The organism is Fictibacillus barbaricus (assembly GCF_031457135.1).
GTDB classification, from domain to species: Bacteria; Bacillota; Bacilli; order Bacillales; family Fictibacillaceae; genus Fictibacillus; species Fictibacillus barbaricus_A.
The window spans coordinates 215,687-242,312 of sequence record NZ_JAVDWA010000003.1 but is presented as its reverse complement, the minus strand read 5'-3'; the positions used below and the strand labels follow the sequence as shown (position 1 = coordinate 242,312).

The window sequence follows — 26,626 nt, the reverse complement described above, 5'->3', positions numbered from 1 at the left end:
GGGTTAAGGGGAGGAAAACGAATGAAACGCAAGGTGTTTAGTACAGTGTTATCTTTATCTATGGCACTGAGCGCTTTTTCTGTGTATCACTCTGAATCCGTTCACGCGGAATCTTTATCCAGCATCAAGAAAAAACAACAAGAAAATGCGAAAAAAGCTGAAAGTACAAAGTCACAGCTAGACGCGAACAAGAGTGACCAAGCATCCGTAAATGCAGAAATCGCACGACTCGATAAATTATCATCTCAAACAGATGATCAAATTACAAAAAAACAAACAGATATTTCAAACACACAAGCTGAAATTCAGCAGTTAAGAATCGAGATTACGGCTGTTGAAAAGCGTATCGCAGAACGTGATAAGTTATTAAAAGACCGTGTAAACTCGATGTATGAATCTGGAGGAGCCGTATCTTACTTAGAAGTTGTTCTAGGCTCTAAAGATTTTGGTGATTTTCTGGATCGTGTTTTAGCACTTAATTTAATTGCAGAACAAGATCGCGAATTACTAGAGGAACAAAAGAAAGACAAAGAACTTCTAGATTCCAAGATGGCTCAAGTCGAGAAGAAATTGAACAGCCTTCAAGTGGCCATGAAAGATCTTCAAAAACTTCAGCAGCAGCTAGAAGCACAAAGAGCTGAAAAAGACCGTCTGATGAAATCTCTTCAAAAAGAGCAAGGCGACATCGAAGCAGAAATGCATAAGGTTGAAAATGAAGGTGAACTGTTAAAACAGCAAGAAGAAGCGTTTAAGAAAGAGCAAGAACGAGCACGTCAACGAGCAAGCCAAAGAGCGAGTTCAGGCGGAGCAACTGCTGATGTACCTGTAGGGAACGGCATGATCATGAAACCAGCAGCAGGTATGATCACTTCTCCATTTGGTCAAAGACCTGGCGAGTTCCATGAAGGAATTGACATCGCTCAAGCTGGAACTGTTCCTGTTCATGCAGCAGCTGACGGTACTGTCATTCGTTCTTATTACTCTTCATCTTACGGGAATTGCGTATTCATTTCGCATTCTATCAATGGCCAGCAGTGGACAACCGTTTATGCTCACATGACAGGACGCAACGTTTCTAACGGTCAATCTGTGTCTAGAGGTACAGTTCTTGGCAACATGGGAAGCACTGGACGCTCTACTGGTCAGCATTTGCATTTTGAATTGCACAAAGGACCATGGAACCAGGCGAAATCCAATGCTGTAAATCCTGCAGCATACTGGTAAAATAAACACATAAAGTATACAAGCAATTCATATAGTGAAGTAGGAGACAGGCTATTCTTTGTCGAATCTCTTACAATGGTAGGCATCGCACTTTGCAGGGTGTGATGCCTTTTCCTGCAAAAATGAGGTGAGCAGAATGAACGTGAATAAGAAGATGTTGGCCCTGCTGATTGTGTTATCCATGGTTGTTGGTGCTGGAGGAATGTATGGCTATTCTGCCTGGTTCGGTAATAATTCCAGCTATGTGCAGAATACTGGTGTGACCGACCTGCCCAAAACAAAAACAAAGGTAGACAGCAACGAAGAATTTGCAAAGCTTCAAAAGACGTATGAAATCATATCTTCTCGTTACGTACAAGATGTGGATCGCGAAAAATTGCTAGAAGGGGCTATCCAGGGGATGGTCAAAACGTTAAAAGATCCATATTCCGTTTATATGGACGAAGATACGGCTACGCAATTTACGCAATCTCTTGATTCATCATTTGAAGGAATTGGTGCTGAAGTAAGCATGGTGGACGGTAAAGTGACGATTGTTGCGCCATTCAAAGATTCACCAGCTGAAAAAGCAGGGTTGAAGCCGAACGATCAGATCATCACGATTGACGGCAAAAGTGTAGAAGGGTTAGACCTTTACAAAGCTGTATTGAAAATCCGCGGTGAAAAGGGTTCCATCGTAAAATTAGGTGTGAAACGCACCGGTGTGAGTAACATAATGGATGTTCAAGTGAAACGTGACGAAATTCCGATTGAAACCGTATATGGGAAGACGCACAAAGTAAACGGGAAGAAAATCGGAGTACTGGAAATCACTTCTTTCTCTGAAAAGACGGGTACTGACTTCAAAAAGCACTTAACAGAGCTTGAAAAAGAAGGCATTGACGGACTCGTAATCGATGTTCGCGGAAACCCAGGCGGATACTTAGAGGCAGTCGATAGCATTCTGCGTCAGATCATTCCTGAGAATAAGCCGTTTGTGCAAATTGAAGACCGTAAAGGAAACAAACAGCGATATGTTTCCGCCTTAAAAGAAAAGAAAGCTTATCCGATTGTTGGATTGATCGATAAAGGAAGTGCGTCTGCTTCTGAAATTTTGGCAGGGGCATTGAAAGAAGCCGGTGATTATGACCTTGTCGGTGAGAAATCTTTTGGTAAAGGTACCGTTCAGCAAACGATTGACCTTGGTGACGGAAGCAACATCAAACTGACGCTATTTAAATGGCTCACTCCTGATGGAAACTGGATTCATAAAAAAGGGATCAAGCCGACGTTTGAAGTAAAACAGCCTGAATACTTCTATACGAATCCGATCTCAATCAAAAAGCCGCTCGCGTTCGATATGAACAATGAGCAAGTAAAGAATGCACAGATAATGCTGAATGGACTTGGGTTCCAAACAGGGCGTGAAGATGGCTACTTTGATGATAAAACACAAGCTGCTGTAACAGCTTTCCAACGAGCAAACAAATTGCCTGCAACAGGGAAAGTGGATGAAAAAACTGCTGGTAAAATGGAAGCAAAAGTGATCGATTCGATTCGAAACGAAAAAAACGATGCTCAGCTTCAAACCGCTATGGAATTGGTTGCAAAATAAGGGATAATAGCAGGAAAAACCAACTGTAACACGAATACTATCCGTAGAGAATCCTTCTCTGCGGATTTGTTTTGTTCACGATTGTGAAAGTAAAGGCAGTGTTAGCAACTGAGAGCAGTTGATTTTCGCTCCAGGATGCTCGCTTTCCGCGGGGCGGGCGGTGAGCCATATTGGCGCTATGCACCTTTAAATGTCTCACCTGTCCCACTGATCCCGCAGGAGTCTCGCACCTTGCTCTACAATCAACTTGTCAATGAAGTTAAATGCCTCAAAAGCATATCTTCAAGCAACGATTTGGGTTATCAACTGTCTGCTGCAATGACTACAGAAATCCTCATCGACATAAATCCTGGCACTGAGTACAAAGAGCAGCTTTTTAGCCCATTGCCCTTAAATAATTTTTGAAAAAAGATACATAATTTTAAACAATAAACGGCTGATGAGTTAAAGTGTTTGTAGGTGAATGCTTTAACTTTCTTTTAAAAGAGGGAGTAATAACATTGGAATTCAATACGGGGGATATCATTTATCAGTTAGTAGCATTTATCATGCTGTTTGCTATAATTAGTGGTATTGGAATGCTTACTAAACGAGCTTTCACTACTGATAAAAGACTAAAACATATCGAAGAAAAATTAGATCAGATTACAGATGAGAAAAGGAGAGAACGCCCATGACAGACACCTTTGTAAGTGAACTGCTTCACGGCATGGGATTGCTTTTTTTACACCCTTTATTTTATGGTTTTTTATTTATCGCATTTTTGATCGGATTTAAACGGGTGAAACGCGAAAGAAAAGAATTTAAGGTAAAAGTACACCCGGTTATAGATAATCTCATATTGTCCGTTTTTCCGGGAATTTTAATCGGTCTTATCGGTTCTATTGTATTCGTAGTTGCCGGGGTAACTCTTCCCCTTGGAATGATCGCGTTAATCGGTATCATTTATGTAGTGCTTGGTCTCACGTTTAAAACACGATTTATGGCACCTGCTTATGCGGTAAGTATAGCAGCGATTATCGGTTTAGTACTGCCGCGTGTGGATACAGGAGTAAGCTTTTTAGATCAATGGTTCAAGGATATTGAAAAAACACCGCTAGATTCATTGGCTGTTATTTTAGGTGTCTTATTGATTCAAGAAGGGATTCTGATCGTTTGGAAAGGGTCGGAGCGTACGTCGCCTCGATTATTTAAAGGTAAAAGAGGTCACTATGTCGGCGGACACGAAGCAACACGCTTCTGGATTACTCCTCAGTTTCTTTTACTGCCTGCAGGCTCCATCCCCGTTATGGATTGGTGGCCGCTGTTTCCAATGGGAGCGATCGGTTTTTCGTTCTTTTTAGTGCCATTTGCAATTGGTTATCGTCAGCTTGTTACACATACTTTGCCTGCAGAAGCCATTAAACATCTTGGGAAACAAGTGCTGTTACTAGGAGTTATTGTTCTTGCAATCGCCACTGCTGGACACTTTTTCGAACTGCCATTACTGCTTGCTATCTCGATCGCTGCAGGGCTTGCGGGACGTGAACTGATCACACTCGTTACAAGTCAGCGGGATGATACGAGGCCTTCTTATTTCGTCCAGCGTGACAAGGGGCTCATTATCCTTGGGGTTGTCCCAGGAACACCAGCTGCAAAAATGGGGCTGAAGATAGGCGAGGTGATTGTAAAAGCAAATGGTGTTGTTTTAACACAAGAAACGAGCCTTTATCGGGCTCTTCAGGTGAATGCTGCCTACTGCAAGCTTGAAGTACTCGACTTAAACGGTGAAGTTCGATTTGTACAAGGTTCACTTTATCAAAATGAACATCATCAGCTTGGCGTTCTTCTTGTCCATGATGTGGTTGAGAAGAATAGAGCTGTTGGGAACTAAGTAAGAGTTCTAAGGAATGATTTTTTTATACTTATTAAAATAGCCATTTGTGAATGAAAAGAGCTCATCAAAAGTGAGCTCTTTTTCATTTTGCAAACAGTTAAGGAGGTATTCTTAGTTTAGTAGTGGGGATTGTTCCATTAAGAATATATATAAAATGATTTTTAAAAATCGCATGAATGCTTGGATAACTTTCCTCTGTCGCATGTAAAATTGTTTCGTCAATGTAAAATATCCCATGAAAATCAACACTCGTTCTTTTTGTTTCTGTAACATTCCTTTTATAATCTCTCCCTATAATGACAGGTGTAATGTTCACTTGAAATTTAACTTCTATAGGAGAAGGGAGCAGCTGTAACCATGAAAATAATCAAGGACAGCAGGTTATTCCAAAATATTTTCTTTATTCTGCTAAGCAGTATGGGGGGATATTTGCTTTCACTCACAGGAATGTCGATCGGCTGGATGGTTGGGACGCTAGTAATGGCAGGCTTTCTTTCATTCCATGAACCAGCGTGGCTGAACATGAAAACTTTTAAAAAGGGAATTCAGCCTTATTGGCGCCATATTGGACAAGCGATAATTGGAATAACATTAGGTCAGCAAATGAGCATGTCTGTTCTGGAGACGTTTGAAAACAATTTTGTTATCATCACAATCATGCTTCTGTTATCGATCATTTTTGCGATGTTATGTGGTGTTATCCTTTGGCGTTTCAGCAATGCAGATATGCTTACAAGTTTATTTAGTACAACGCCTGGCGGAATATCAGCAATGCCAAGTATTGCAGAGGAAGTTGGCGCAAATACAGTAACAGTCAGCCTTGTCCAAATGATTCGAATTTTTTTGGTGGTAGGTACGGTGCCGATTCTGGCACACTCTTCAAATGAAGTGGTTAACGAGACAGGTACTATCGCAGCTGGAGGTGAAAGTGTTTCATCCGTAACGAGCATGCTGCAATTTTATCCGGCCGCTTGGACAATTGCTCTGATCCTAGGTTCTTGCGCCGGATATTATCTAGGAAACCGAACAAAACTTCCTGCTCCTTGGCTAGTTGGGGGAATGTTAGGTGTAGCTGTTGTCCAGATGCTAGGTTCTTTACTTCATGGCAGTACCATTACTTCATGGTGGCCGCACCTGTTAATTGTGTTGGCGCAAATATTGATTGGTGCAAGCATTGGTTCCCGTCTTAATAAAAAAATGTTTTCAGGAACTAAAAATATCATAATACTCGGATCGCTTACTTCAACAGGGATGATTATAGTAATGGCCATTTTGGGATTTGGTGTTTCAGAGATAACGCATATACAGCTGGTTACAACGTTATTAGCATTTGCTCCTGGTGGGGTGGCCGAAATGGCTACTACGTCTGTTGCTCTTCATGCTGATTCTGCTTTTGTTGTGACTGTTCAAGTAATGAGACTAATTTCTATTTTTCTTATTATGCCGCCCTTTTTTCGGTTATTGAACCGCCAGACAACCGCGAAAACAGCTACTCGTTAAACACAATAAAAAGAAATGACTCTAAAGTGAATTTTCTACATTTTAGAGTCTCTTTTTTGTTTATAATGGTTCATTTTAAACATCTGCTTTATTAAATTTCAGATTAAATTTACTAAATTTCGTTAACCACCCTTAAATCCAGGCTTAAATTCACATTTTGAAGCTTAGCTTTTATTTAATTCCACGTTAAATTCCAATATATCCACGAAAACACGATTTATATCCACGTTATTTTCAATAATTCCACGTTACTTTGCGAATAACCACGAACCGACAAAAAACGTCAAATGATAGATGATCCCGGCGCCACATTTACATTGTTTTTCTTCTATTTTATATGGCTGTTTTCTAAAAGATTTTTGCTTTTTTAATCTTATATTATTCTCGGGCAGGTGAGACCACATATACGTGAAACGTGCGAATGTGGCTCACTGCCTGCCCCGCGGAAAACGAGCAGCCTGGAACGGAAATCAACTACTATCAAAAGCAACAATGAATACAAAAACAGGCTTTTATTTTTGTTTTAGGACATATGTCCTTCCCCGGCTGTATTGATGTACCTTTTAATAAGAGTACAGAGGAAAGAGATTGGGGAGGGTTAATATGAAGGGAAGTTTATTTGCGTTTTTCGGTGGAGCTTTTATTACATTGCAAGGGGTAGCGAATTCACGGATCAGTCAGGATATCGGTACGTGGCAAACAGCGACTATCACTCAGCTTACGGGATTTATTCTCGCTTTTATCATTTTGTTATTTATGAAAGATCGAAATTGGAAACAATTTAAGCAAGTAAAACCGTTATATTTAATAGGTGGAGCCTTTGGAGCATTTGTAATTTTCAGCAATGTCACGGCTATTCATCTGATTGGTGTTACGGTTTCTATTGCTGTTTTGTTGATTGCGCAGCTTGGTCTGGCTTTTATTATTGATAGCAAGGGCTGGTTTGGTGTAATAAAGCAAAAGATGGAGCTTCCTCAGTTTATTGGAATCGGTTTGATGGTGACAGGTGTGTTAATTTTAAGTTTGTAAATTTAGAGATTTTACGAGATATATTCTAGGAAGTGAAACGGCCAATGAAAGAATTAAGAAATCGTGAATTGATAAACAATTATATACGTATAAATCAAATCGAACTCATCTTGAATGAAGAAATCATGCCGTATTTAACAATATATAGCTTTGATCAAGGAGAACTCATCTGCTCACAAGGAGAGCCCGCAGAGAATTTATATATTCTCGTAAAAGGCAAAGTGAAAATTTTTACGACATCAACTGAAGGCAAAACTCTCATACTCTCCTTTAAAACACCAATGGATGTGATAGGTGACATCGAATACGTACAAAACACGGACATCGTTAACACAGTTGAGGCAGTTTCATCGGTTCATATGATCGGCATCCATCATCGATGGCTGAAAAAATACGTAAATGACCATCCACCGTTTTTGCAATTTTTACTGAAAATTATTACGAATAAGTTTTTTATAAAATCGAACTCAATGAGCTTTAACTTGTTATATCCAGTGGAAGTTCGTTTAGCGAGTTATCTGCTTTCGTCATCTTTTGATGAATCGGATTCACTTTATAAAGGACAGCTAAGTATTAATAGCAAGGATGCAGCGAATTTAATCGGAACAAGCTACAGACATCTGAATCGTGTTATTCAGCAGTTCTGTACACAAGGGCTGATCGAACGGAATAAAGGTTATATTCTTGTGAAGAACAGGGATGGGTTAAGAGCGCTTGCAGGACAAAATATATACGAATAATCAATTTCGCCAAATGGGGAGGGACAATCATGATTATAGGGCTTTTATTATCCCTTATTGCAGGAGCGTTAGTTTGTCTGCAAAATATTTTCAACAGCAAGGTGAACCAAAAAGCCGGTTCTATGACAACAACCGCATTAGTATTGTTTTTAGGGTTTGCTGCTTCTTTACTAATGGGACTTTTCCTTGAGGGAAAGGATATATTTACTTTGCATCATATGAAGTTTTGGTACTGGGGATGCGGAATCCTAGGTGTAGGTGTTGTGTTTTGTCTTACCAATGCTATTCGGCTGTTAGGACCTACTTATGCCATTTCAATCTCTCTTACATCACAGTTAGGGTTTGCTTTATTGTGGGATTCGCTAGGATGGTTTGGACTGGTTCAAGTTCCTTTTACATGGAAGCAGCTGCTAGGCGTACTAATCATCGCAGCTGGGATTTTTGTGTTTAAGTTAAGCGGGATGCGCAGCAAACATTCAATAGTAAAGGATCATTTACACGTTTCAAAAGTTTCACAAACCTCATAAGTACGGCCTATTAACTAGGTATCTCTTTGTAATTATACAAATGGGATACCTTTTTTAGTTTTTGAAACAGGTTGATTTCTAAAGTATTGGCACCTATATCGATACAGAATCAAAAATACAATGATTCTTTTTATACATTTTTCTTTATGTTTCTTTAATATTCCGTAATCTCTTATTCACATAAGTGGAGTAGCATTGATGTGTAACTAGTATGCATCTAAAAGGAGATGGCTTAATGAGACGGAATAAGTTAATGGTTATATCCCTCGCGACTTTGCTTCTTGGTTCAACTTCTACTTATGCAGCCTATTCGAAAATCGTTGGTCCAAGAAAAGATGGAACTGCTGTTACCCCACATGGGTGGATGGTGACTCCTGCCGGTGACCAACTTACGCTTGGTGATTTTCCTATGGGAGGTGCATTAAGTCCCGATCATCGTTATTTAATTGTTTCGAATGATGGACAAGGTGAACAGTCTATTCAAGTGGTAGATACTCAGACTCAGAAAATCATTCAGACCATTCCATATAAATCGCCGGAATCCCTCTATTTAGGTGTCGCTTTCAGTCCGGATGGAAGGACGGTGTATGCATCTGCAGGAGGCAATAACAAAATTCGTACGTATGATTTCGAAAAAGGTAAATTAACTGAACAATCCCCAACTAATCTTACAGATAGCAGCAAAACAAACTTTTTTCCTGCCGGTATTTCGGTTTCACAAAATGGTCAATCACTGTATGTTGCAAATAATTTAGATCATTCTGTTTCAAAGGTAGACCTTTCCACAAAACAAATTTCAAAAACGACATTAGTTGGAAAAAATCCTTATACTACTCTCTTAAGCAAAGATGGAAGATCATTATATGTAAGCAATTGGGGTGAAAGCAGCATTAGTTTGCTAGATCCTGAAACCTTAAATATTAAAAAAACAATCCCTGTCGGCTTGCATCCGAATGCTATAGTTGAGAATCCTTCAAACGGGAAGATCTATGTATCTAATTCTGATAGCGATTCGATTTCCGTTATTGATCCTAAACAATCGAAAGAAACGGAAACCATTTCATTAAGCCCTTATAAAAAAGCCCCTACAGGCACACAGCCTAATGCACTTTCATTAAGTGAAGATGGAAAGAAGTTATACGTTGCCAACGGAGGGAATAATGATGTAGCGGTTGTTGACCTTCTAAATGAAAAAGTGAAAGGTTTGATTCCTACAGCCTGGTATCCAAGCAGCGTTTTCTTAAAAGATGATAAGTTAATGGTCCTTAACGCAAAGGGTCTCGGAGCAGGTTCGAATCGCGAAGGTCAATATATAGGAAATATGATAAAAGGAACCATGTCTACTATTGATGTTCCAGATCAGATGAAATTGAAGAAATATACGAAACAAGTGGAAGAGAATAATGAAATATACAAAGATGAAGATCCTGCAGGAAGCGGCGTTTTTCCAATTCCGCGTCATGAAAATCAGAAAACACCTATTAAACATGTTATATACGTAATAAAAGAAAATCGAACGTATGACCAAGTATTCGGAGATGTGGAAAAAGGGAATGGTGACCCGAGCCTCACGATATTCGGTAAAGACGTTACTCCAAATATTCATAAATTAGCAGATCAATTCGTTCTTTATGATAACTTTTATGCAAATGCAGAAATCAGTGCACAAGGTCATAATTGGTCAACTGCAGCAGCAGCAAACGACTACGTTGAGAAGAACTGGCTAGCAAACTATTCAGGCAGAAACCGATCATACGATTTTGAAGGCGGAAACGAAGCGGCATATCCCAAAGCGGGATTCTTATGGACAAATGCTGCCCGTTCGGGTGTTTCTTTTAGAAGCTATGGCGAGTTCACAAATTATGATAAAACAACCGGTAAATACATTGCTTCTGAACCGAGCATGGGTAATAACTTCGATCCAGATTACCCTACTTTTGATCTAGATATTTCAGACCTTACGCGCTTTGATACTTGGTCTGAGGAATTTGACCAATATGTAAACAACAAATCTCTTCCGCAGCTTCAAATTGTCCGTCTGCCAAATGACCATACGTCAGGCACGAAACCTGGAAAACTCACGCCGCAATCGATGGTCGCACAAAACGATTATGCTCTGGGGAAACTTGTGGACAAGGTAAGTAACTCTCCTTATTGGAAGAATACAGCTATATTTGTTACCGAAGATGATGCACAGAACGGGTGGGATTCTGTTGATGCTCATCGTACAACGTCGCTAGTGATCAGTCCTTATACACAAACCGGCAAGGTAGACAGTACACTTTATGATACTACGTCTATGCTTCGCACTATGGAAATGATACTCGGCATGAAACCGATGACACAATTTGATTCTTCAGCCGTACCTATGATTAATTCGTTCACACAAAAACCAGACTTTTCACCTTTTAAAGTGGAACAACCTTCTTATCCGCTAGATCGTAAAAATGGTGAGGCTGCTCCTATGGCAGCAGAGTCAAAAACGCTGGATTTCAAAGGTGTTGATCATGCTGACTCTGAGAAATTAAATAAAATTCTTTGGAAATCTGCAAAAGGTGATACTCCATATCCGGGAGAAACAAAAGAAAAATAGAAATCTCTGAAGGAGCTCACAAGAGACAGTCTCTTATTGAGCTCATTTTAAATCTCAGATATCTATACTACTCTTAAAGGCAGGGACATTTTTAAATGAAAAAATGGATAGAAGGCACGATGAAACGATCCATACTTATCTTGACTTGTGTTGTCCTCATATTAGTTTGGGGTACATTATCCGCGGTAAAAATGCAGCGAGATTACTTACCACCTATAAATAATACTGCGCTGATGGTAACGATCCAAGCGGACAATTATCAATCTGATCAGGTCAAAGAATTCATTGCAGGAAACGTAGAGGAAGCGGTACATTCCGTTGATAATCTTGACTATATGGAAATGAACTCATTTGATGGCGGATTAATGGCGAGCTTCTATTTTCCTGGACACACAGATATGGAAAAAGCAGAGAAAGAAGTACAGGCAGCGGTAGATAAGATCAGTCTTCCTGCTGATGTGAAAACGCCATTAATTACTAGGGTCAGTACAAACTCATTTCCGGTGATGCGATTAAGCTTAACGAGCCATCAAAATAAAATGGATGAGGATCTTTTACGCACATCCATACAAGAAAAAGTAGCAAATGAAATAAAGCGAATTCCGGGTGTTCGAGAAGTGCGTGTTACTGGTGCCGGAAAAGCGGGTTATATGATAACCCTAAAAGAGAATGCGTTAAACAAATATGGTTTGACAGTAACAGATATTAAACAAGCTCTTACTTCCTTGCATCCTTTATGGCCACAAGGAACCATTAAACAAAATAATGGAAAAAATGGACAAGTAACAATGCCGATTCGTGTTACGGATTGGACGATAAACAGTAAAGACCTGAAAAACATAAAGCTCCCTATTAAAGGGGGAAAAATGGTTGAATTACAGGAAGTAGCTAAAATTGAAAAAAGCACGATTGATCTACAAACAATTTCAAGAACGAAGGGAGAACCTAGTGTTCTGCTGGATGTTTTAAAAACTCCGTCTTCCAACATTACAGATGTGACCGAACGAATAAACAATCGAATGAAAGCTATTCCAGAAATAAAGTCTAAAATGGTGAAGCTCTCCATCTTATCAGATCAAGGCAAAGAAATAGACTCTGCATTAAAAAGCTTGATGAAAGAAGGATTGCTTGGGATTGTATTTACTGTTTTATGTGTGTTGTTTTTTTTCCGGAATGTCCGTTCAACATTAATCATTGCATTGTCATTGCCAATATGTCTCCTTACCACTACAGCGATTTTAAAGGCAATGGATGTCAGTTTGAATATCTTAACCATTTCAGGATTAATCGTTGCCATGGGCCGTGTGGTCGATGATTCGATCGTCGTCATCGATAATATGTACAGAAAGCAGATGGAAAGAACCAACGAGAAGGTAAGGCTTAGTCAGATGGCAAATGGGGTAGTGGAAATGATTCCCGCAATTGTTTCATCTACTGCAACAACTGTAGCGGTGTTCATTCCAATCTCGATTATAGGTGGAATGATCAGTTCTGCATTTTCTGGATTTGCATGGTCTGTTGTTATTGCCCTCGTAACATCACTAGCTGTATCCATCATTGTCGTTCCTGCACTCGCCTATTTATTATGGAGAAAACAAGGTGTTAATAGGACTGCAAATATAGAGGGACCAGCACAAAAAATTCTGCAATGGGCATTTTTGAAGAAAAAATGGATTATGTCGTCAGCACTCATGTTATTAAGTATCACAATTGCAATGGCTGCTTTCCTGCCTATCAACTTTTTTCCAAGAGGAAATACGAGAGATGTAGCGATTCAGATTGAACTTCCCGAGGACTCTCAGCTTTCGGATGTTGACGCGGAAGTAAATAACATTGAAACGATCTTAAAGAATGATAAAAATGTAGATACCTATTCTTCTACACTTGGTTCGACGTTCACTCCCATGTTTGATGACGTCTTTGATGAAGGCGGGGGCTGGGTGCAAAAGCAAAACATAGCAAGTGTTTCTGTAGGCATCAAGCCGCAGACGGATACAGATTCATTCGTAAAACTACTGCAGCAACGTCTTGCTTCATTATCAACATCTGCAGTCTACACGGTTTCCAATCAAAATATTTCAGGAGATGATTCCCGTCTGAAGGTTATTTTGAAGGGTGCAGATCATAGTGAACTCAATAAAGCGGCGATCTTGGTTAGAAGTAAACTGCAGATGATTCCTGGTTTAAGTATGGAAGGAACGGCTAAAGATGCAGACGGTTCAATGAAATATCATTTATCTTTGAATCAGGATAAAATTCAAAAATTAGGTATTCATCCAGATGATGTTCTAAATCGGATTAATGGTTATCTGCCACAAGATATTAGAATGAATGTGCGGCAAGGACAAACGGAAATTCCAATTGTCATTCACTCTAACAATAAAGAGATTATTATACCTGCTGGAGAGCAAGACCCGACAAAAATGATTCTTTCAAAGATTGGTCATGAAATGTTTACTGCGAAAGATGGTACTAAAGTTTCTTTAGCAGAAATAACGAAATTAACTATGAACAATCAAACCGTTATTAGTGAGCAGGACGGCAGACCTTTTGCAGCTGTGACTGGAAATATTGTAACTAGAGACATCGGAAAAGTAACGAAACAAGTAAATGAAACAATGAAAGATTTGGATCTTCCTGCAGGAATTGATTATTCTATCGGAGGAATTTCCCAACAAGTGAAACAGATGATTATGGAGATGGGGCTTGCTCTTACTCTATCTGTTCTGCTCGTATTAATGATCATAAGTGCAGTATTCCAGGGATGGAGAGCACCGGTTGCTGTATTGATGTGCATACCTTTAGCATTGATCGGCTCGGTTTGGAGCATGCTTTTTTTCCGGATTGAATGGAATCTTGCAGCATTGATCGGTATGTTAATGCTAATCGGTATCGTTGTAACCAACGGGATTGTACTTGTTGATAAAATTGAACGCAACTTGAAGGATGATATGGAAATAAATAAAGCCATTCTTCAAGGAACAGCTACGAGAGTACGACCTGTGTTAATGACAGCAGGAGCTACTATTCTTACATTGCTTCCGCTGGCACTTTCTGGGACTGGGAATGTGATCATTTCGCAGACTCTAGGTGTGGTTGTTGTAGGGGGCATGATCAGCTCTACATTGATTTGCCTTTTGGTAATCCCCATAATGTATCAATGGCTTTATAACAGTATCGACAAAAAGAAAATTGAAAGAAAATCCGCATGATATTTTAAAAGGCTGTTTGTAAACTTTTTGCTCATGATGAGGTATTCCGCACTTTGTACTCGCTTTCTGCATGGCGGTGAGATCCCCCTGCACTGTATGCAGTGGGTGGTCTCACCTGTCTAGAAAAAACTAGCCCCTCGAGATTAAAAGTTTAAGGGTCCTGAAGGCAAAAAAAGCCTTCTTATCCCATTTGCCTTTTGCTTGTCGGGACTGTACAAGCGTTTTCCGCTGTCCCACGCTCCTTCACGAGTCACGACCTTTGGCTTTAATTAACAATGCAACGAAGAGTTTTCAAATCTCTTTTTAGCAAACATTTTTTTAGAAAATCTCTTTTCTAAAAGATTGTTACTATCTACTCTTTTTTATTGTCCTCTTTGATAGTTGATTGGAGTAGAAGGTGTGAGACTCCTGCCCCGCGGAAAGCGAGCAACCTGGAACGGAGATCAACTACTTTCAAGGCAACCGTGAATACGAAAACATCCTTTAGAATAGAACCTTTCTACAAGTTTATAGACTTGGTTGTTATTTTTGTATAAAAGCTTCATTGCAAGCGAGCAACCTGGAACGGAGATCAACTACTTTCGAGGCAAAAATAAATACGAAAACAGTTATTAAAAAAGAGCCGTTCTAAGGTTAGAAGAACGGCTCTTTTTCTTTGAATTGCGTTAGTTTGAGCATGTAGTAGATAAATATTTTAGAATAATAGGCAAGTGATTACTTTTGGTTATTCTCCTGTTTTATCCTCGGGTAGTACCCCTTGATCATCTTCCAGTTCTCTCTGTTTAACTTTTTCCGGTCCACGGAGTCAGGACGCGAGAAATCCATATCATTCGGATAAATGGATGCCCCCGAAATGGCAGCAGCCTTTGTTTCAGCAGTCGGATTCTGTTCATTACCATCTTCAGTCCAATATTTTGTCCGCTCAAAATTATAAGGCGTAAACTTAGGATCGGCTGTAAACGAATTGAACAAAGGTATTGCAGCAGATTCGTATTGAGTCATTGGTTTTAAGCCAAGAATCAGTTCCATTGTCCGAAGCACTGAAGGAGTGTCATAAAACGTGCTATCGACTTTACTTATTTGAGTATACGGGCTAATTGCTAAGGCTACACTTCTATGTGCATCAACATGATCAACACCGCCTTGTGCATCATCTTCCACAACGAAGATTGCTGTATCTTTCCAGTATTTAGAATGACTGACCGTATCAACAAGCTTACCTAATGCATGATCGTTCTGTGCTACAATCTCTTCTGGACCCCATTTCGAACCGCCAGTATGATCATTTGGCAAGTAGACCACTTCAAAGCTTGGCAGGTTTTCGTTCTTCTCGTATTGCTTGAATTCTTTCTCCCATTCTTTGTATCGGTCGATGTCAGAAATATCTAGGTCCCAACTAGGGTACTTCGGATCATAGTTACCCCCAAAATCTGTTGTACCCGGGTTATTTGGAAAATAAGTTTTGCTTTCAGGATCGTATTTATAAGCGAACTCACCATAATTTCGGAATGACAGACCCGCTTTCATCGCAACATCCCAAATATATCCCTCTTTAGAACGGGTATATGGAGCTTCATCCAACTTACTTCCTCCGCCTCCGCCATCAAAATCATAATCCCGGTTTAGACCAGCGTAGTTAGCGAGCCAGTTCTTTTGCACATAATCATTTGCTTTACCTGCTGTAGTCCAGTTGTGTCCATCGGCACTAACTTCTGCATCAGCGTAAAAGTTATCTAGAGTTACAAACTGTTTTGCGAGCTTATGATGATTAGGTGTAATATCTTTACCATAGATCGCTAGGCTAGAATCACCATTTCCTTGTTCTAAATCTCCAAAAATTTGATCATATGTTTGATTTTCTTTTATCACATAAATCACATGCTTAATCGGTGATTTTCCTTTTCCAGCAAATCGGGGAATTGGAAAGCTATGTTCGTCTTCTTTCTGACTTTGCCACCAGGTGTTATTTTCAGCTTCTTTCACTTTGTTGTTTTTCTCTGTTTGTTTTGTATATTTTTTTAACTGTGTCGGATCAGGAACATTAATAAAAGACATTGAGCCTTTGATCATGTTACCAAGCCATTCGTGTGACTTGTTATTTGGACCTGCACCAAGACCTTTAGCATTAAGTACAAACATACCCTTATTATCTTTGCTTAAATAAATTCCTGTTGGATACCAGCCTGTTGGAATAAGACCTTTCACTTTGGGTTTATGACCTAGTTGAATAACGGCCACATCATTATTTCCTGCGTTAGCAGCATAGAGTGTTTTTCCGTCAGTACTTACTGTTAATGCATCTGGCTGGCTGCCAGTAGGTGCACCGCGATAGGGTGAAAGAGAGACTGTATCCTTCACCTTCAACTTTTTTGCATCAATAATAGATATTTCATCACTGTCAGAATTAGCTGCATATATAGAACCGTCTATGGGATTTACGGCGATTGCATTAGGGTGCAGTCCTACAGGAATGGTCTTTTTCACAGTTAAATCTTTCGTATTCAGAACCGTTAAGCTGCTCTCTCCCCAGTTGCTGACATATAATTCACTTCCATCCGTACTTAGAACAGCAGCATACGGACTTTTACCTACAGAAGAAATGGCTGTGATTTGTTTTGTTGAAAGATTGATTTTGGAAACTGAATGATCAACATTATTAGCTGCATACAAATAGTCTCCATTCGGTGAAATAGAGATGCCAGCCGGATAAAATTCAGTTTTTTTATCTTTCTTCATGGCGATCGATTCTCGCTCAGTAAGTTTTCCATTAGAAAAATCAAACACTCGAATTTTGTTGTTGCCGCCTGCGGAAACGTAAAATGTCTTTCCATCTGGACTAAAAGCTGCCCCTAAGTACACAGCTTCTGGCCATTCATATGAAATTGTCTGCGTAATGACCTGATTCTCCGTATCGATTACTTGCAAGGTTTGAGGTCCTACACCAGCATTCGATACTACAAGATATTTCCCGTCAGGAGACAAGGCACCTCCAATAGGAAAACTTCCTAATTTCACTTGTTTTCCAGCGGGTGTCAATTCCCATCCATTGGTTGCTACTCCTGTACCATCACCTTTAGGGCCAGCTATTAATGTATAAGCCGCTGATACGCTTGAGCCAATAAAAATAGATGCTATTGCAGCACCTGCAATGATTTTTTTATGCTTGTCTTTCAAATTCATTTTTTTTGCTCCTAATACAATATTTTGCAACTATATAAAAGCATAGTTTTAAAATATTAATTTAATAGTCTAAGTTCATAAAGAATATGTAAATGATAGAAAATCAAAAAGACTTTATTACAGTGTAATTTAATGGAAAAAAGAACAAACTATTTAGGTTGATTCATTAGAATGATAAATGGGTAATATATGTAAAAATCATGAATACAAAGTAGTTTTTAACAGAACCCCGAAAAGTGTCGAAAAATTACGAATTATAGAATATAATTAAAAAACAGGGTAATGTCAAAAAACTCAAAAAATTAAACGTTGCAAAAGTGGAGGTTTTTTATGAAGAAGAATATCTTTAGGAAAAAAAGTATTCCTGATTTAGTGGCGGCTTCAAAATCCGGTACTACGCTTAACAAAGAGTTAGGCACATGGGATTTAACACTGCTGGGTATTGGTGCAATTATCGGGACTGGGATTTTTGTCCTTACAGGAACGGGTGCCTTAACTGCAGGACCTGCACTTATCATTTCATTTATTATTGCGGGATTAGCTTGTCTTTTTGCTGCACTTTCTTATGCGGAATTTGCGTCCACCGTACCTGTATCAGGTTCTGTGTACACGTACACCTATGCGACGATGGGGGAATTTGTTGCATGGATTATAGGATGGGATTTAATCCTTGAATATTTACTTGCTGTAAGCGCTGTATCTGTTGGTTGGTCAGGTTATTTTCAGTCTCTATTAAAAGGAATGGGAATCCATATACCAACAGTGCTGACAAATGCACCAAATGCTGTACCAGGAACAACTACTTATTTTAATCTTCCAGCCTTTTTGATTGTTATGCTGATTACATTCTTGCTTTCGGTAGGTGTTAAACAATCAAAGAGAGTTAACAATATTATGGTAGTAACAAAAGTTATTGTTGTCGTATTATTTATCGTTGTTGCGATTGGCTATGTAAAGCCTGCAAACTGGACACCATTTACACCATTTGGCTATAATGGAGTCTTTGCTGCTGCTGCTCTTGTATTTTTTGCTTTCATCGGATTTGATGCGATTGCATCAGCTGCTGAAGAGACAAAGAATCCAAACCGTGACTTGCCTAAGGGAATTATGATCTCTCTGTTTGTCTGTACGTTCCTTTATGTTATCGTTACAGGGATCATGACAGGCGTTGTACCTTTTGCTCAGTTTAAAGGAAATGAAGATCATCCCATTTCACTGGTTCTTCAAATGGCTGGACAAGACTGGGTAGCCGGAATCGTCGATGTAGGGGCCATTCTTGGTATGACAACAGTAATGCTCGTTATGCTCTACGGTCAAACTCGTGTATCTTATGCAATGGCTCGTGACGGACTATTGCCAAACTTCTTTAAAAACGTTCATGAAAAATATCGCACGCCTTATGGTGCTACTTGGTTCTTTGGTCTTGTAGCAGGATTGATGGGAGCATTAATCCCGTTAAACGAACTTGCGAAATTGGTTAATATCGGTACATTATCTGCATTTGTTTTAGTATCTGTTGCTGTAATTGTCCTTCGTAAAACACAGCCAGATCTGCCAAGAGCGTTCAAATGTCCTGCTGTTCCATTGATTCCGATTCTCGCTATCGTGTTCTGTGGCTTTTTAATGTCCCAGCTAGACGGAGCAACCTGGATTCGATTCATTATCTGGCTGCTGATTGGTGTAGTCATCTACTTCGGCTATTCAAAGCGACATTCTCAGCTTAATAAAGAAAAGATTAGTTAATGACGAAAAAGAGACTGTAGCAGGTCTCTTTTTTTTTTGAGCTTTTTTAATATGAAAGTCATTTTTCAGTCTAGCCGGTTTTATGAAATTGCCCCGGTGGGTGTTTGCAAACCAGCAACACTTTACTAAAAGTTTATGGAAGTCAGGGTTTAAAAGAGTTAAATCAGCTGAAGGAATGATTCTCTCAGAAAATATTTAGTAAATAAATGGTTTTTATCTTTGAAATACGTTTGGATATCCAAAAAACGGGTATCCATTAAGTGTTGTCCATATCTTGCTCAAATTTTTAATACCTATGTTATTTCTAAGAAAGGGTAGATGTATTATGCATCTTTCAAAGAGTGAATTAAATGGACACACTTTTTTGGCAAAGCTTATTACTCAATACGCCTATATTCATAAAAAAACAATTGGCTCAGCTGCAGAAGCGTATATTCAACAATTAGGGCTTCGAACAGGAGAGTGGATCGAGCGTTTTTATGAAGATCTTCCTCATTGGACAGTTGATCAATATGTCCATTTAATCATTGATATAAAGAATTCAATCGGTGGACATTTTGAAATGGTTAGTGTGGATCCTGATTGCGTAGTAGTTCGGGCAAAAGAGTGTCCATTCGGAGAGTTTGTTAAAGATGCTCCGCATTTATGCGGAATGACTTCCAGTGTGCTTGGTGGTATTGCAGCTCGGAAATTTGGTTATGGTAAAGTCGTTTTGCGCAAAAGAATAGCACTTGGTGAACCCGTTTGTGAAGTTGCTATTTACTTTCAGCCAGATGAAAGAGAAGAGGGGATTGTCTATCAAGATCTTCCCGTTACTCCTGAACATGGAAATCCATTCTTGTGGGAAGAAGAAACCATTACGATGCTTAATCAAGAATTGAAAAAAAGTGATGATATGGTGGAAAGTCTTCTACAAGAGCTAGAGGAATTAAAAAAAAATAAATAATAAGCTGCTTATTTCACTCAATAGGGTGGAAAGCAGCTTTTTTAAAACAAAAAAAACAGGCCTCTAGTGAAAGAGCCCTGTTTATATATGTTGGCTATTACGCCTTACGTACGTTAGTAGCTTGAGGTCCGCGTTGTCCTTGTTCTACTTCGAAAGTTACTTCTTGACCTTCGTCAAGAGTTTTGAAACCTTCGCTTTGGATAGCTGAGAAATGTACGAATACATCGTCTCCACCTTCGCGTTCGATAAATCCAAAACCTTTTTCTGAGTTAAACCATTTAACTTTACCTTGTTCCATTTTTGTTGCCTCCTGTCGTGCTTTAACACACAAAATTTTACTATCCTTGCTCAAAAATGATCAAGATAAAAAGGTTTACCTGAACAATCGAACAAAAATAATTCTATTTCATCGTAACATTTTAACGATCAATAAACAAGTGGAATTGGAAGAAATGTTTTGTTACAAACAGTTTACAGGGCTTTCTAGTTTTAACCTTTCTTTATTCGTGGTACATTTAAAAAAATACTATTGTAATGGCGTGATGTGATGAGTACAAAGAATCGAGTCGTTGATAAGTGGAGCCGTCCACTGCGTGATTTAAGGATATCTGTTACCGATCAATGTAATTTTCGGTGTACCTATTGTATGCCAAAAGAAATATTCGGTCCGGATTATCCTTTCTTATCAGATCTTGAGTTATTATCGTTCGATGAAATTGAAACGATAGCCTCCCAATTTGCCCGAGCCGGTGTTGAGAAAATCCGGATTACGGGTGGTGAGCCTTTATTGCGTAAAGGTTTGCCTGAGCTTTTAAAAAGACTGCGGAAGATTGATGGAATTCACGATATTGCTCTAACGACAAACGGAATTTTATTGACAAAGCTTGCTAAAAATCTAAAAGAAGCAGGCATGGATCGTATAACAGTCAGTCTTGATACGTTAGATGATAAGCTTTTTGGAAAAATTAATGGACGCGGGGTCGGAGTTCAGCCAGTTCTTAAAGGGTTAGCAGCTGCTCACCGTGCTGGATTAAAAGTAAAAATTAACATGATGGTAAAAAAAGGGATAAACGAGCAAGAGGTTCTTCCCATGGCTCGTTATTTTAAAAATACTCCTTACGTACTCCGCTTTATCGAGTACATGGATGTGGGAACTTCTAACGGCTGGAATTGGGATGATGTCGTCACGAAAAAACAAATTATAGACATGATTGATCGTGAACTTCCACTTGAACCTGTTCCCGGTCATTATTACGGCGAAGTTGCAAAAAGATATCAATATAAAGATGGAAAAGGTGAGATTGGCATCATTTCTTCCATAACAGATACTTTTTGCTCGACATGCACAAGAGCTCGATTATCTGCGGATGGTAAAGTTTATACGTGTCTTTTCGCCTCAAAAGGGACAGATTTTAAGCACTTTATCCGAGAAGGTGCAACGGAAGACGATGTGTATAATCGCATCGTTGACGTGTGGAACAAGCGGACAGACAGATATTCAGACGAAAGAAGAGAGAATACTGATTCGAAGCGCAAAAAAATAGAAATGTCGTATATTGGGGGCTAAATTTAAGTCCGATCATTAGTATAGGCTGTTTGCTAAAAGATGGTTGCTTTTGGTCCAATATGTTCATTCTCTACATTGATAATTTGATAGGAGTGCAAGGTGCGAGACTCCTGGGGGATCAGTGGGACAGGTGAGACTCTGAAAAGTGCAAAGCGCTTAAGAGGCTCACCGCACACCCCCCGGAAAGCGAGCATCCTGGAACGGAAATCAACCAACTTAAATTGCAGCAAAGATTGCGAAAAGAACTTAAGTAAAAGACCTAAAAGTGTGTGCGAACCATCACTTTTGGGTCTTTTTGTGAATTAGGAGAGTTATTCTCTTAGCAAAATGAAAATTTTCAGGCTCAAAGTACACAGTCCAACTAAAACTAACGGAGTAGACATTTTAACAAACGAAGTGGACAATCCAACAAACGAGGTGCTTAGTCCGACAAACGGAGTGGACAATCCAACAACCGATTTGACTAATCCAACAAACGAAGACTACAGTCCAACAAACGAATTGCTCAGTCCGACAAACGAAGTGCTTCATCCAGTAAATGGATTCGAATTTCAAATTTTTTAATTGAAGTTTGTTAATAACTATTTTATAATCACTTACATAAAGTAATTTAATTACAAATAATGAAAGAGGGTTACTAAAATGACAACCATTCATAAAGATACTCATATAGGAAGCGTTACCTTAAAAGTAAGAGACTTGGAAAAGCTCGTTCTTTATTATACGGAAACGATTGGTTTGAAAATATTATCAAGAACAAGCAGCAAAGCTGTTTTAACAGCAGATGGCAGCACACCGCTCTTACTGTTAGAAGGCAACGCTGATTTGGAACAAAGACCTGTAAGAAGTGCTGGTCTGTACCATTTAGCCTTGCTTGTACCGACAAGAAAGGATCTAGCAAATGTGCTGCAGCACTTTATTACTTCAGAGACGAGAATGGCTGGAGCTTCTAACCATTTGTTTAGTGAAGCTCTTTATTTACAAGATCCGGAGAACAATGGCATAGAAATTTATAGAGATGTTAACCGGGAAGATTGGGTGCGAGATGCAGAAGGAAAACTGCCAGCTGCAAGCGAACCATTAGACGTACACGGTCTTTTAGCCGAAGCAGAAACGAAACCATGGGATGGATTGCCGGAAAAGACGATAATGGGTCATGTTCATTTGAACGTTGTAAACATCCCTGAAGCTGAGCATTTTTATGTAAATGTACTAGGTTTTGAAGAACAAACAAGAATGGCTCATCATGCCTTATTTATTTCAGCAGGCGGTTATCACCACCACATCGCCATGAACATCTGGAATGGTCCAAATGCGATTCCAGCACCAAAAGAAGCGACGGGACTGCTTAGCTATGAAATCATACTTCCGGATGCAGACGAAGTAGAGAAAATGAAACAAAAGTTGCTGAAAAACGATATATCGTTTTCTTATCAGGATGAACAAATCTCAGTAACAGATCCTGCCGGTAACGGAATCATTATTAAACATATAAAGAGCTAGTTTACGACAAACGAATTAAAGGGAATAGAAAGATGAACATTCTCTTTAAAATTTGTAGTAAAGGAGGGGTCTTTTATGAAGAAAAAAACGTGTTTGAAGCTAACGATGGGATTTGGCATCGTTTTTGCTTTGTTAGCGGTAAACCATTTTATTTTCAAACTGACCCCGATGACTTTACGTGATTGGATGCTTTCGTTTGGCATATTAGCTCCTATTGTCTATCTTTTATTAAACATCATTAGACCGCTCACACTTTTTCCGATCTCGGTATTATCGCTTGCTGGCGGGCTGGCATTTGGAACGCTTTGGGGAACCGTTTATACGGTTTTTAGTTCCACAGCAGGTGCCATAATTTCCTTTTATCTTTCAAAAAACCATGGAGCTCACTGGTTAAAAAAGAAAATCAGTTCAACTGACCGAATCGAAAAATGGCAAAATGAAATAAGAGAAAAAGGATTTTATTATGTTTTTATCCTTAGAATAATACCCATCATAAATTTTGACCTCGTTAGCTATGTATCAGGAATTTCGAGGTTAAAGCTAAAGCCGTATATTTTTGCTACTTTATTAGGCGTATTGCCAGGAACATTAGCCGCAAACGTACTAGGAAATAGTCTCATAAGTGGAAACGGAATGATGATCGCAGCTGCAGCAGTTTTGTTAATAGCAGCCGTCATACTTGCTATATACCTGAAAAATAAAACAATAGCACCTGAACCCTATCAAAAAGAAGACAACGCGTAAAACCTCGCTCTAATTAGAGTGAGGTTTTTTTGTTGTGTAAGCACAATACTTGTTCTTTAATTATAATTATTATAAATTAGTATTGACTTCAAAAAAGAAACAAGTATAATTAAAACTGTTGAGAGAACATGATAATGAATTTCATTATCATTTGTAGATTTAAAAGGAGTGGAAATCACATGGCTGAACGTATGGTAGGTAAACAGGCGCCGCGCTTTGAAATGGAAGCGGTCATGCCGAATAAAGAAACGAAGAAAATAAGCTTAGAAGAAAACATGAAGAATGATAAATGGACCGTTCTTTTCTTTTATCCAATGGACTTTACGTTTGTATGTCCAACAGAAATTATCGCGCTTTCTGATCGTTATGAAGAATTTAATGACTTGGATACAGAAGTGATCGGTGTATCCACTGATACGGTCCACACTCATCTAGCTTGGATTAATACGAAGAGAGAAGATAACGGACTCGGTGAATTGAATTACCCGCTAGCTGCTGATACCAATCATAAAGTAGCGCGTGATTACGGTGTATTAATAGAAGAAGAAGGAGTCGCTTTAAGAGGTTTGTTCATTATCAGTCCAGAAGGCGAAATGATGTACCAAGTTGTTTTCCATAACAACATTGGCCGGGATGCTGACGAAACTTTACGAGTTTTACAAGCTCTGCAAACAGGCGGTCTATGCCCGGCGAACTGGAAACCAGGACAAAAAACACTATAAAAACAAGTAAAAATTAAACAACTGTTTAACATATAGGAGGTACTCACTTTGAAATTACGTGAACAAATGCCAGAGCTTGATGGAGCAGCTGCTTGGTTAAATGGAGAAGTAAAGAAAGAAGATCTTGTAGGTGAGAAAGCGACTTTGATACATTTTTGGTCGGTGAGCTGCGGTCTTTGTAAAGAAGCGATGCCAGATGTAAATGAACTTCGTGATGAATACGAAGACGATTTAAACGTCGTTGCGGTTCATATGCCTCGATCAGAAAATGACTTGGATATGAGTGTTATTGAGCAGATGGCAATCGGCCACGATATTACGCAGCCTATTTATGTAGATAGTGAACACAAACTGACAGACGCTTTTGAGAACAAATATGTACCGGCATACTACGTTTTTGATAAGGAAGGAAAGCTGCGCCACTTCCAAGCAGGAGGAAGCGGAATGGACATGCTACGTAAGCGTTTGAACCGTGTACTGAACGAAGGAAATAAACAGGAGGTCTAACATATGACTAACACTCAAGACGTATTAAACAAACAAGTTGCTAACTGGAATGTCCTTTTTGTTAAACTGCATAACTACCATTGGTATGTAAAAGGACCGCATTTTTTCACACTGCATGTAAAGTTTGAAGAGCTTTATAACGAGGCAGCTACAAATATTGATGAACTCGCGGAACGTTTACTCGTTTTAAAAGGAACACCTGTTGCAACGATGAAAGAGTATTTGGATTTAGCTACTATAGAAGAAGCGATTGGCGGAGAGTCTGCTGAAGAGATGGTTCAAAACTTGATTAAAGATTTTGAACTCCTTATTGCAGAAATAAAAGAAGGTATGGAAGTGACAGATCGTGAAGGCGATGAGGTCACACATGACATGCTGCTCTCCGTTCGTGAGAGTCTGGCAAAACATAGCTGGATGCTGCGTGCATTCATAAGCTAGTGCATTCAGGGTGACTTCGGTCGCCCTTTTTTATATTGGCAGGTTTCGTTCCCTTTTTTCTACAGGATGAGAGGAGGTGCAGGGAAGTCCATACCTTGCACTTCAACCAACTTGTCTATGATGAGAATGAACATTTCAAGCCAAAATGCAAACCCTTTAAAAAGCGAATTAGAAAAATAGATTTCCGAGAGTTAATCCTATAAAGGCAAAGAGAATTCCTCCGATGTAACTAAAACCAAGGTATTGAATCATCACTTTCTCTTTACGTTTTTCGTGAAGTTGAATATTTTCTAGCTTGAAAGTTGAAAATGTCGTAAAAGCTCCCATGAAACCAGTTCCTAACAAGAGTACAACAGAATGATTGAGTGCTGAGCCTATAATCATTCCCAACAAAAAAGAACCCAGTATATTAATCAATAAAGTTGCAATTGGAAACTCTGTTGGCCATCTTTGAGAAATCCACTTTGTAGTTAAAAAACGGCAAATCGCTCCTAAAAATCCTCCAGCTGCAACAAGTGCGCTTGCTAGTATCATAATACTTGTTTACTCCCGCCATTTTTACTTTCGGAAAAGGTTTTACCCATTTTAAAACCTGACCATGAGAACAATAATCCAGCTAATAAGCTTAATAGAACATAGAGAAGTGCCATTTGCCAATGTCCGGTTTGGATGAGCTGGACGGTTTCTACGCTAAAGGTGGAAAAGGTCGTAAAAGAACCGATGATGCCTGTGCCAAAGGCAGCTGCAAGATACGGATGAACGACTTGATGTTGAATAATACGTGTTGTTAACCAGCCTAAGATGAACGAACCAATCATATTGGCAGTGAAAGTTCCGATGGGAAAGATGGTGTGTGTCCATTCCGAAGACCATAACCCTATATAGTAACGAAGCAATGCCCCAATAACTCCTCCAAAACCTACTAATAAACCTTGCATTCATTCACCTCAGTTGTTTGTTTTATTTAAGTTAGCTCTAATT

The 26,626-nt window shown here is 39.2% G+C and carries 23 protein-coding genes; 19 read left to right on the top strand and 4 right to left on the bottom strand.

The window, feature by feature from the left end; genetic code table 11:
* Nucleotides 1-21 precede the first annotated feature (21 nt).
* The 10 genes from J2X07_RS10320 (at nt 22) to J2X07_RS10275 (ending at nt 14,295) form a co-directional block, all read left to right on the top strand.
* Entirely contained in the window at nt 22-1,224 is a 1,203-nt protein-coding gene (locus J2X07_RS10320; RefSeq protein WP_310258596.1) for a murein hydrolase activator EnvC family protein, read from the top strand.
* A 142-nt stretch (nt 1,225-1,366) separates the two neighbouring features.
* Entirely contained in the window at nt 1,367-2,818 is a 1,452-nt protein-coding gene (locus J2X07_RS10315; RefSeq protein WP_310259027.1) for a S41 family peptidase, read from the top strand.
* Nucleotides 2,819-3,318: 500 nt separating this feature from the next.
* On the top strand, nt 3,319-3,495 hold the full coding sequence (locus tag J2X07_RS10310) for a hypothetical protein (protein ID WP_310258595.1): 177 nt from the start codon (nt 3,319-3,321) through the stop codon (nt 3,493-3,495).
* Nucleotides 3,492-4,691 carry a PDZ domain-containing protein gene (locus tag J2X07_RS10305; protein WP_310258592.1) on the top strand — a complete coding sequence of 400 codons (1,200 nt, stop codon included), beginning with the start codon at nt 3,492-3,494 and terminating at the stop codon, nt 4,689-4,691. The genes J2X07_RS10310 and J2X07_RS10305 overlap by 4 nt, the downstream gene beginning before the upstream one ends.
* A 360-nt stretch (nt 4,692-5,051) precedes the next feature.
* Nucleotides 5,052-6,194 carry an AbrB family transcriptional regulator gene (locus tag J2X07_RS10300; RefSeq protein ID WP_310258590.1) on the top strand — a complete coding sequence of 381 codons (1,143 nt, stop codon included), beginning with the start codon at nt 5,052-5,054 and terminating at the stop codon, nt 6,192-6,194.
* A 603-nt stretch (nt 6,195-6,797) separates the two neighbouring features.
* The gene (locus J2X07_RS10295; protein ID WP_310258589.1) at nt 6,798-7,223 is read left to right on the top strand and encodes a DMT family transporter; all 426 of its coding nucleotides are present in this window, start codon (nt 6,798-6,800) and stop codon (nt 7,221-7,223) included.
* Between the two features lie 44 nt (nt 7,224-7,267).
* The gene (locus J2X07_RS10290) at nt 7,268-7,963 is read left to right on the top strand and encodes a Crp/Fnr family transcriptional regulator (protein WP_310258587.1); all 696 of its coding nucleotides are present in this window, start codon (nt 7,268-7,270) and stop codon (nt 7,961-7,963) included.
* A gap of 29 nt (nt 7,964-7,992) precedes the next feature.
* On the top strand, nt 7,993-8,490 hold the full coding sequence (locus tag J2X07_RS10285) for a DMT family transporter (RefSeq protein WP_310258585.1): 498 nt from the start codon (nt 7,993-7,995) through the stop codon (nt 8,488-8,490).
* 235 nt (nt 8,491-8,725) lie between these two features.
* On the top strand, nt 8,726-11,083 hold the full coding sequence (locus J2X07_RS10280; RefSeq protein ID WP_310258582.1) for a bifunctional YncE family protein/alkaline phosphatase family protein: 2,358 nt from the start codon (nt 8,726-8,728) through the stop codon (nt 11,081-11,083).
* A 95-nt stretch (nt 11,084-11,178) separates the two neighbouring features.
* Entirely contained in the window at nt 11,179-14,295 is a 3,117-nt protein-coding gene (locus J2X07_RS10275) for an efflux RND transporter permease subunit (RefSeq protein ID WP_310258581.1), read from the top strand.
* A 714-nt stretch (nt 14,296-15,009) separates the two neighbouring features.
* Here J2X07_RS10275 and J2X07_RS10270 read toward each other — a convergent pair.
* Complete coding sequence (locus tag J2X07_RS10270) at nt 15,010-17,475, bottom strand: bifunctional YncE family protein/alkaline phosphatase family protein (protein WP_310258580.1); 2,466 nt, start codon at nt 17,473-17,475, stop codon at nt 15,010-15,012.
* 330 nt (nt 17,476-17,805) lie between these two features.
* Here J2X07_RS10270 and J2X07_RS10265 point away from each other — a divergent pair, with 330 nt between their 5' ends.
* Together J2X07_RS10265 and J2X07_RS10260 are read left to right on the top strand one after the other, a co-directional pair.
* On the top strand, nt 17,806-19,218 hold the full coding sequence (locus J2X07_RS10265; protein WP_310258579.1) for an amino acid transporter: 1,413 nt from the start codon (nt 17,806-17,808) through the stop codon (nt 19,216-19,218).
* A gap of 325 nt (nt 19,219-19,543) precedes the next feature.
* Nucleotides 19,544-20,164, top strand: coding sequence for a methanogen output domain 1-containing protein (locus tag J2X07_RS10260; protein WP_310258578.1), 621 nt, complete (start codon nt 19,544-19,546; stop codon nt 20,162-20,164).
* A 97-nt stretch (nt 20,165-20,261) separates the two neighbouring features.
* Here J2X07_RS10260 and J2X07_RS10255 read toward each other — a convergent pair whose 3' ends face one another.
* Nucleotides 20,262-20,462 carry a cold-shock protein gene (locus tag J2X07_RS10255; RefSeq protein ID WP_310258577.1) on the bottom strand — a complete coding sequence of 67 codons (201 nt, stop codon included), beginning with the start codon at nt 20,460-20,462 and terminating at the stop codon, nt 20,262-20,264.
* A 249-nt stretch (nt 20,463-20,711) separates the two neighbouring features.
* Between J2X07_RS10255 and moaA the strand changes: the two genes are divergently transcribed.
* From moaA to J2X07_RS10220, 7 genes are all read left to right on the top strand, one after another.
* Nucleotides 20,712-21,731 carry a GTP 3',8-cyclase MoaA gene (moaA, locus tag J2X07_RS10250; RefSeq protein ID WP_310258575.1) on the top strand — a complete coding sequence of 340 codons (1,020 nt, stop codon included), beginning with the start codon at nt 20,712-20,714 and terminating at the stop codon, nt 21,729-21,731.
* 327 nt (nt 21,732-22,058) lie between these two features.
* Nucleotides 22,059-22,295 carry a hypothetical protein gene (locus J2X07_RS10245; RefSeq protein WP_310258573.1) on the top strand — a complete coding sequence of 79 codons (237 nt, stop codon included), beginning with the start codon at nt 22,059-22,061 and terminating at the stop codon, nt 22,293-22,295.
* 78 nt (nt 22,296-22,373) lie between these two features.
* On the top strand, nt 22,374-23,234 hold the full coding sequence (locus J2X07_RS10240; RefSeq protein ID WP_310258570.1) for a VOC family protein: 861 nt from the start codon (nt 22,374-22,376) through the stop codon (nt 23,232-23,234).
* Nucleotides 23,235-23,309: 75 nt separating this feature from the next.
* On the top strand, nt 23,310-23,978 hold the full coding sequence (locus tag J2X07_RS10235; protein ID WP_310258569.1) for a TVP38/TMEM64 family protein: 669 nt from the start codon (nt 23,310-23,312) through the stop codon (nt 23,976-23,978).
* Between the two features lie 179 nt (nt 23,979-24,157).
* Nucleotides 24,158-24,700: a peroxiredoxin gene (locus tag J2X07_RS10230; protein ID WP_310258567.1), complete on the top strand. Its 543-nt coding sequence runs from the start codon at nt 24,158-24,160 to the stop codon at nt 24,698-24,700.
* 48 nt (nt 24,701-24,748) lie between these two features.
* On the top strand, nt 24,749-25,207 hold the full coding sequence (locus J2X07_RS10225) for a TlpA family protein disulfide reductase (protein WP_310258565.1): 459 nt from the start codon (nt 24,749-24,751) through the stop codon (nt 25,205-25,207).
* 3 nt (nt 25,208-25,210) lie between these two features.
* Nucleotides 25,211-25,645 (top strand): Dps family protein, encoded by a 435-nt coding sequence (locus J2X07_RS10220; RefSeq protein ID WP_310258564.1) that lies wholly within the window; start codon nt 25,211-25,213, stop codon nt 25,643-25,645.
* Between the two features lie 168 nt (nt 25,646-25,813).
* Here J2X07_RS10220 and crcB (J2X07_RS10215) read toward each other — a convergent pair whose 3' ends face one another.
* On the bottom strand, nt 25,814-26,176 hold the full coding sequence (crcB, locus tag J2X07_RS10215; RefSeq protein ID WP_310259026.1) for a fluoride efflux transporter CrcB: 363 nt from the start codon (nt 26,174-26,176) through the stop codon (nt 25,814-25,816).
* Nucleotides 26,176-26,583: a fluoride efflux transporter CrcB gene (gene crcB, locus J2X07_RS10210; protein ID WP_310258562.1), complete on the bottom strand. Its 408-nt coding sequence runs from the start codon at nt 26,581-26,583 to the stop codon at nt 26,176-26,178. Before crcB (J2X07_RS10210) ends, crcB (J2X07_RS10215) begins: the two co-directional genes overlap by 1 nt.
* Nucleotides 26,584-26,626: the final 43 nt, after the last annotated feature.

Excerpts from the sequence above, each read along its gene's own strand:
- J2X07_RS10260 (WP_310258578.1), top strand. The coding sequence starts at position 19,544 with ATGCATCTTTCAAAGAGTGAATTAAATGGACACACTTTTTTGGCAAAG.
- J2X07_RS10290 (WP_310258587.1), top strand. The coding sequence starts at position 7,268 with ATGAAAGAATTAAGAAATCGTGAATTGATAAACAATTATATACGTATA.
- J2X07_RS10255 (WP_310258577.1), bottom strand. The coding sequence starts at position 20,462 with ATGGAACAAGGTAAAGTTAAATGGTTTAACTCAGAAAAAGGTTTTGGA.
- J2X07_RS10280 (WP_310258582.1), top strand. The coding sequence starts at position 8,726 with ATGAGACGGAATAAGTTAATGGTTATATCCCTCGCGACTTTGCTTCTT.
- J2X07_RS10230 (WP_310258567.1), top strand. The coding sequence starts at position 24,158 with ATGGCTGAACGTATGGTAGGTAAACAGGCGCCGCGCTTTGAAATGGAA.
- J2X07_RS10300 (WP_310258590.1), top strand. The coding sequence starts at position 5,052 with ATGAAAATAATCAAGGACAGCAGGTTATTCCAAAATATTTTCTTTATT.
- J2X07_RS10295 (WP_310258589.1), top strand. The coding sequence starts at position 6,798 with ATGAAGGGAAGTTTATTTGCGTTTTTCGGTGGAGCTTTTATTACATTG.
- J2X07_RS10220 (WP_310258564.1), top strand. The coding sequence starts at position 25,211 with ATGACTAACACTCAAGACGTATTAAACAAACAAGTTGCTAACTGGAAT.
- J2X07_RS10275 (WP_310258581.1), top strand. The coding sequence starts at position 11,179 with ATGAAAAAATGGATAGAAGGCACGATGAAACGATCCATACTTATCTTG.
- J2X07_RS10235 (WP_310258569.1), top strand. The coding sequence starts at position 23,310 with ATGAAGAAAAAAACGTGTTTGAAGCTAACGATGGGATTTGGCATCGTT.
- crcB (WP_310258562.1), bottom strand. The coding sequence starts at position 26,583 with ATGCAAGGTTTATTAGTAGGTTTTGGAGGAGTTATTGGGGCATTGCTT.
- J2X07_RS10240 (WP_310258570.1), top strand. The coding sequence starts at position 22,374 with ATGACAACCATTCATAAAGATACTCATATAGGAAGCGTTACCTTAAAA.
- moaA (WP_310258575.1), top strand. The coding sequence starts at position 20,712 with ATGAGTACAAAGAATCGAGTCGTTGATAAGTGGAGCCGTCCACTGCGT.
- J2X07_RS10305 (WP_310258592.1), top strand. The coding sequence starts at position 3,492 with ATGACAGACACCTTTGTAAGTGAACTGCTTCACGGCATGGGATTGCTT.
- J2X07_RS10320 (WP_310258596.1), top strand. The coding sequence starts at position 22 with ATGAAACGCAAGGTGTTTAGTACAGTGTTATCTTTATCTATGGCACTG.
- J2X07_RS10285 (WP_310258585.1), top strand. The coding sequence starts at position 7,993 with ATGATTATAGGGCTTTTATTATCCCTTATTGCAGGAGCGTTAGTTTGT.
- J2X07_RS10270 (WP_310258580.1), bottom strand. The coding sequence starts at position 17,475 with ATGAATTTGAAAGACAAGCATAAAAAAATCATTGCAGGTGCTGCAATA.
- J2X07_RS10265 (WP_310258579.1), top strand. The coding sequence starts at position 17,806 with ATGAAGAAGAATATCTTTAGGAAAAAAAGTATTCCTGATTTAGTGGCG.
- J2X07_RS10245 (WP_310258573.1), top strand. The coding sequence starts at position 22,059 with ATGAAAATTTTCAGGCTCAAAGTACACAGTCCAACTAAAACTAACGGA.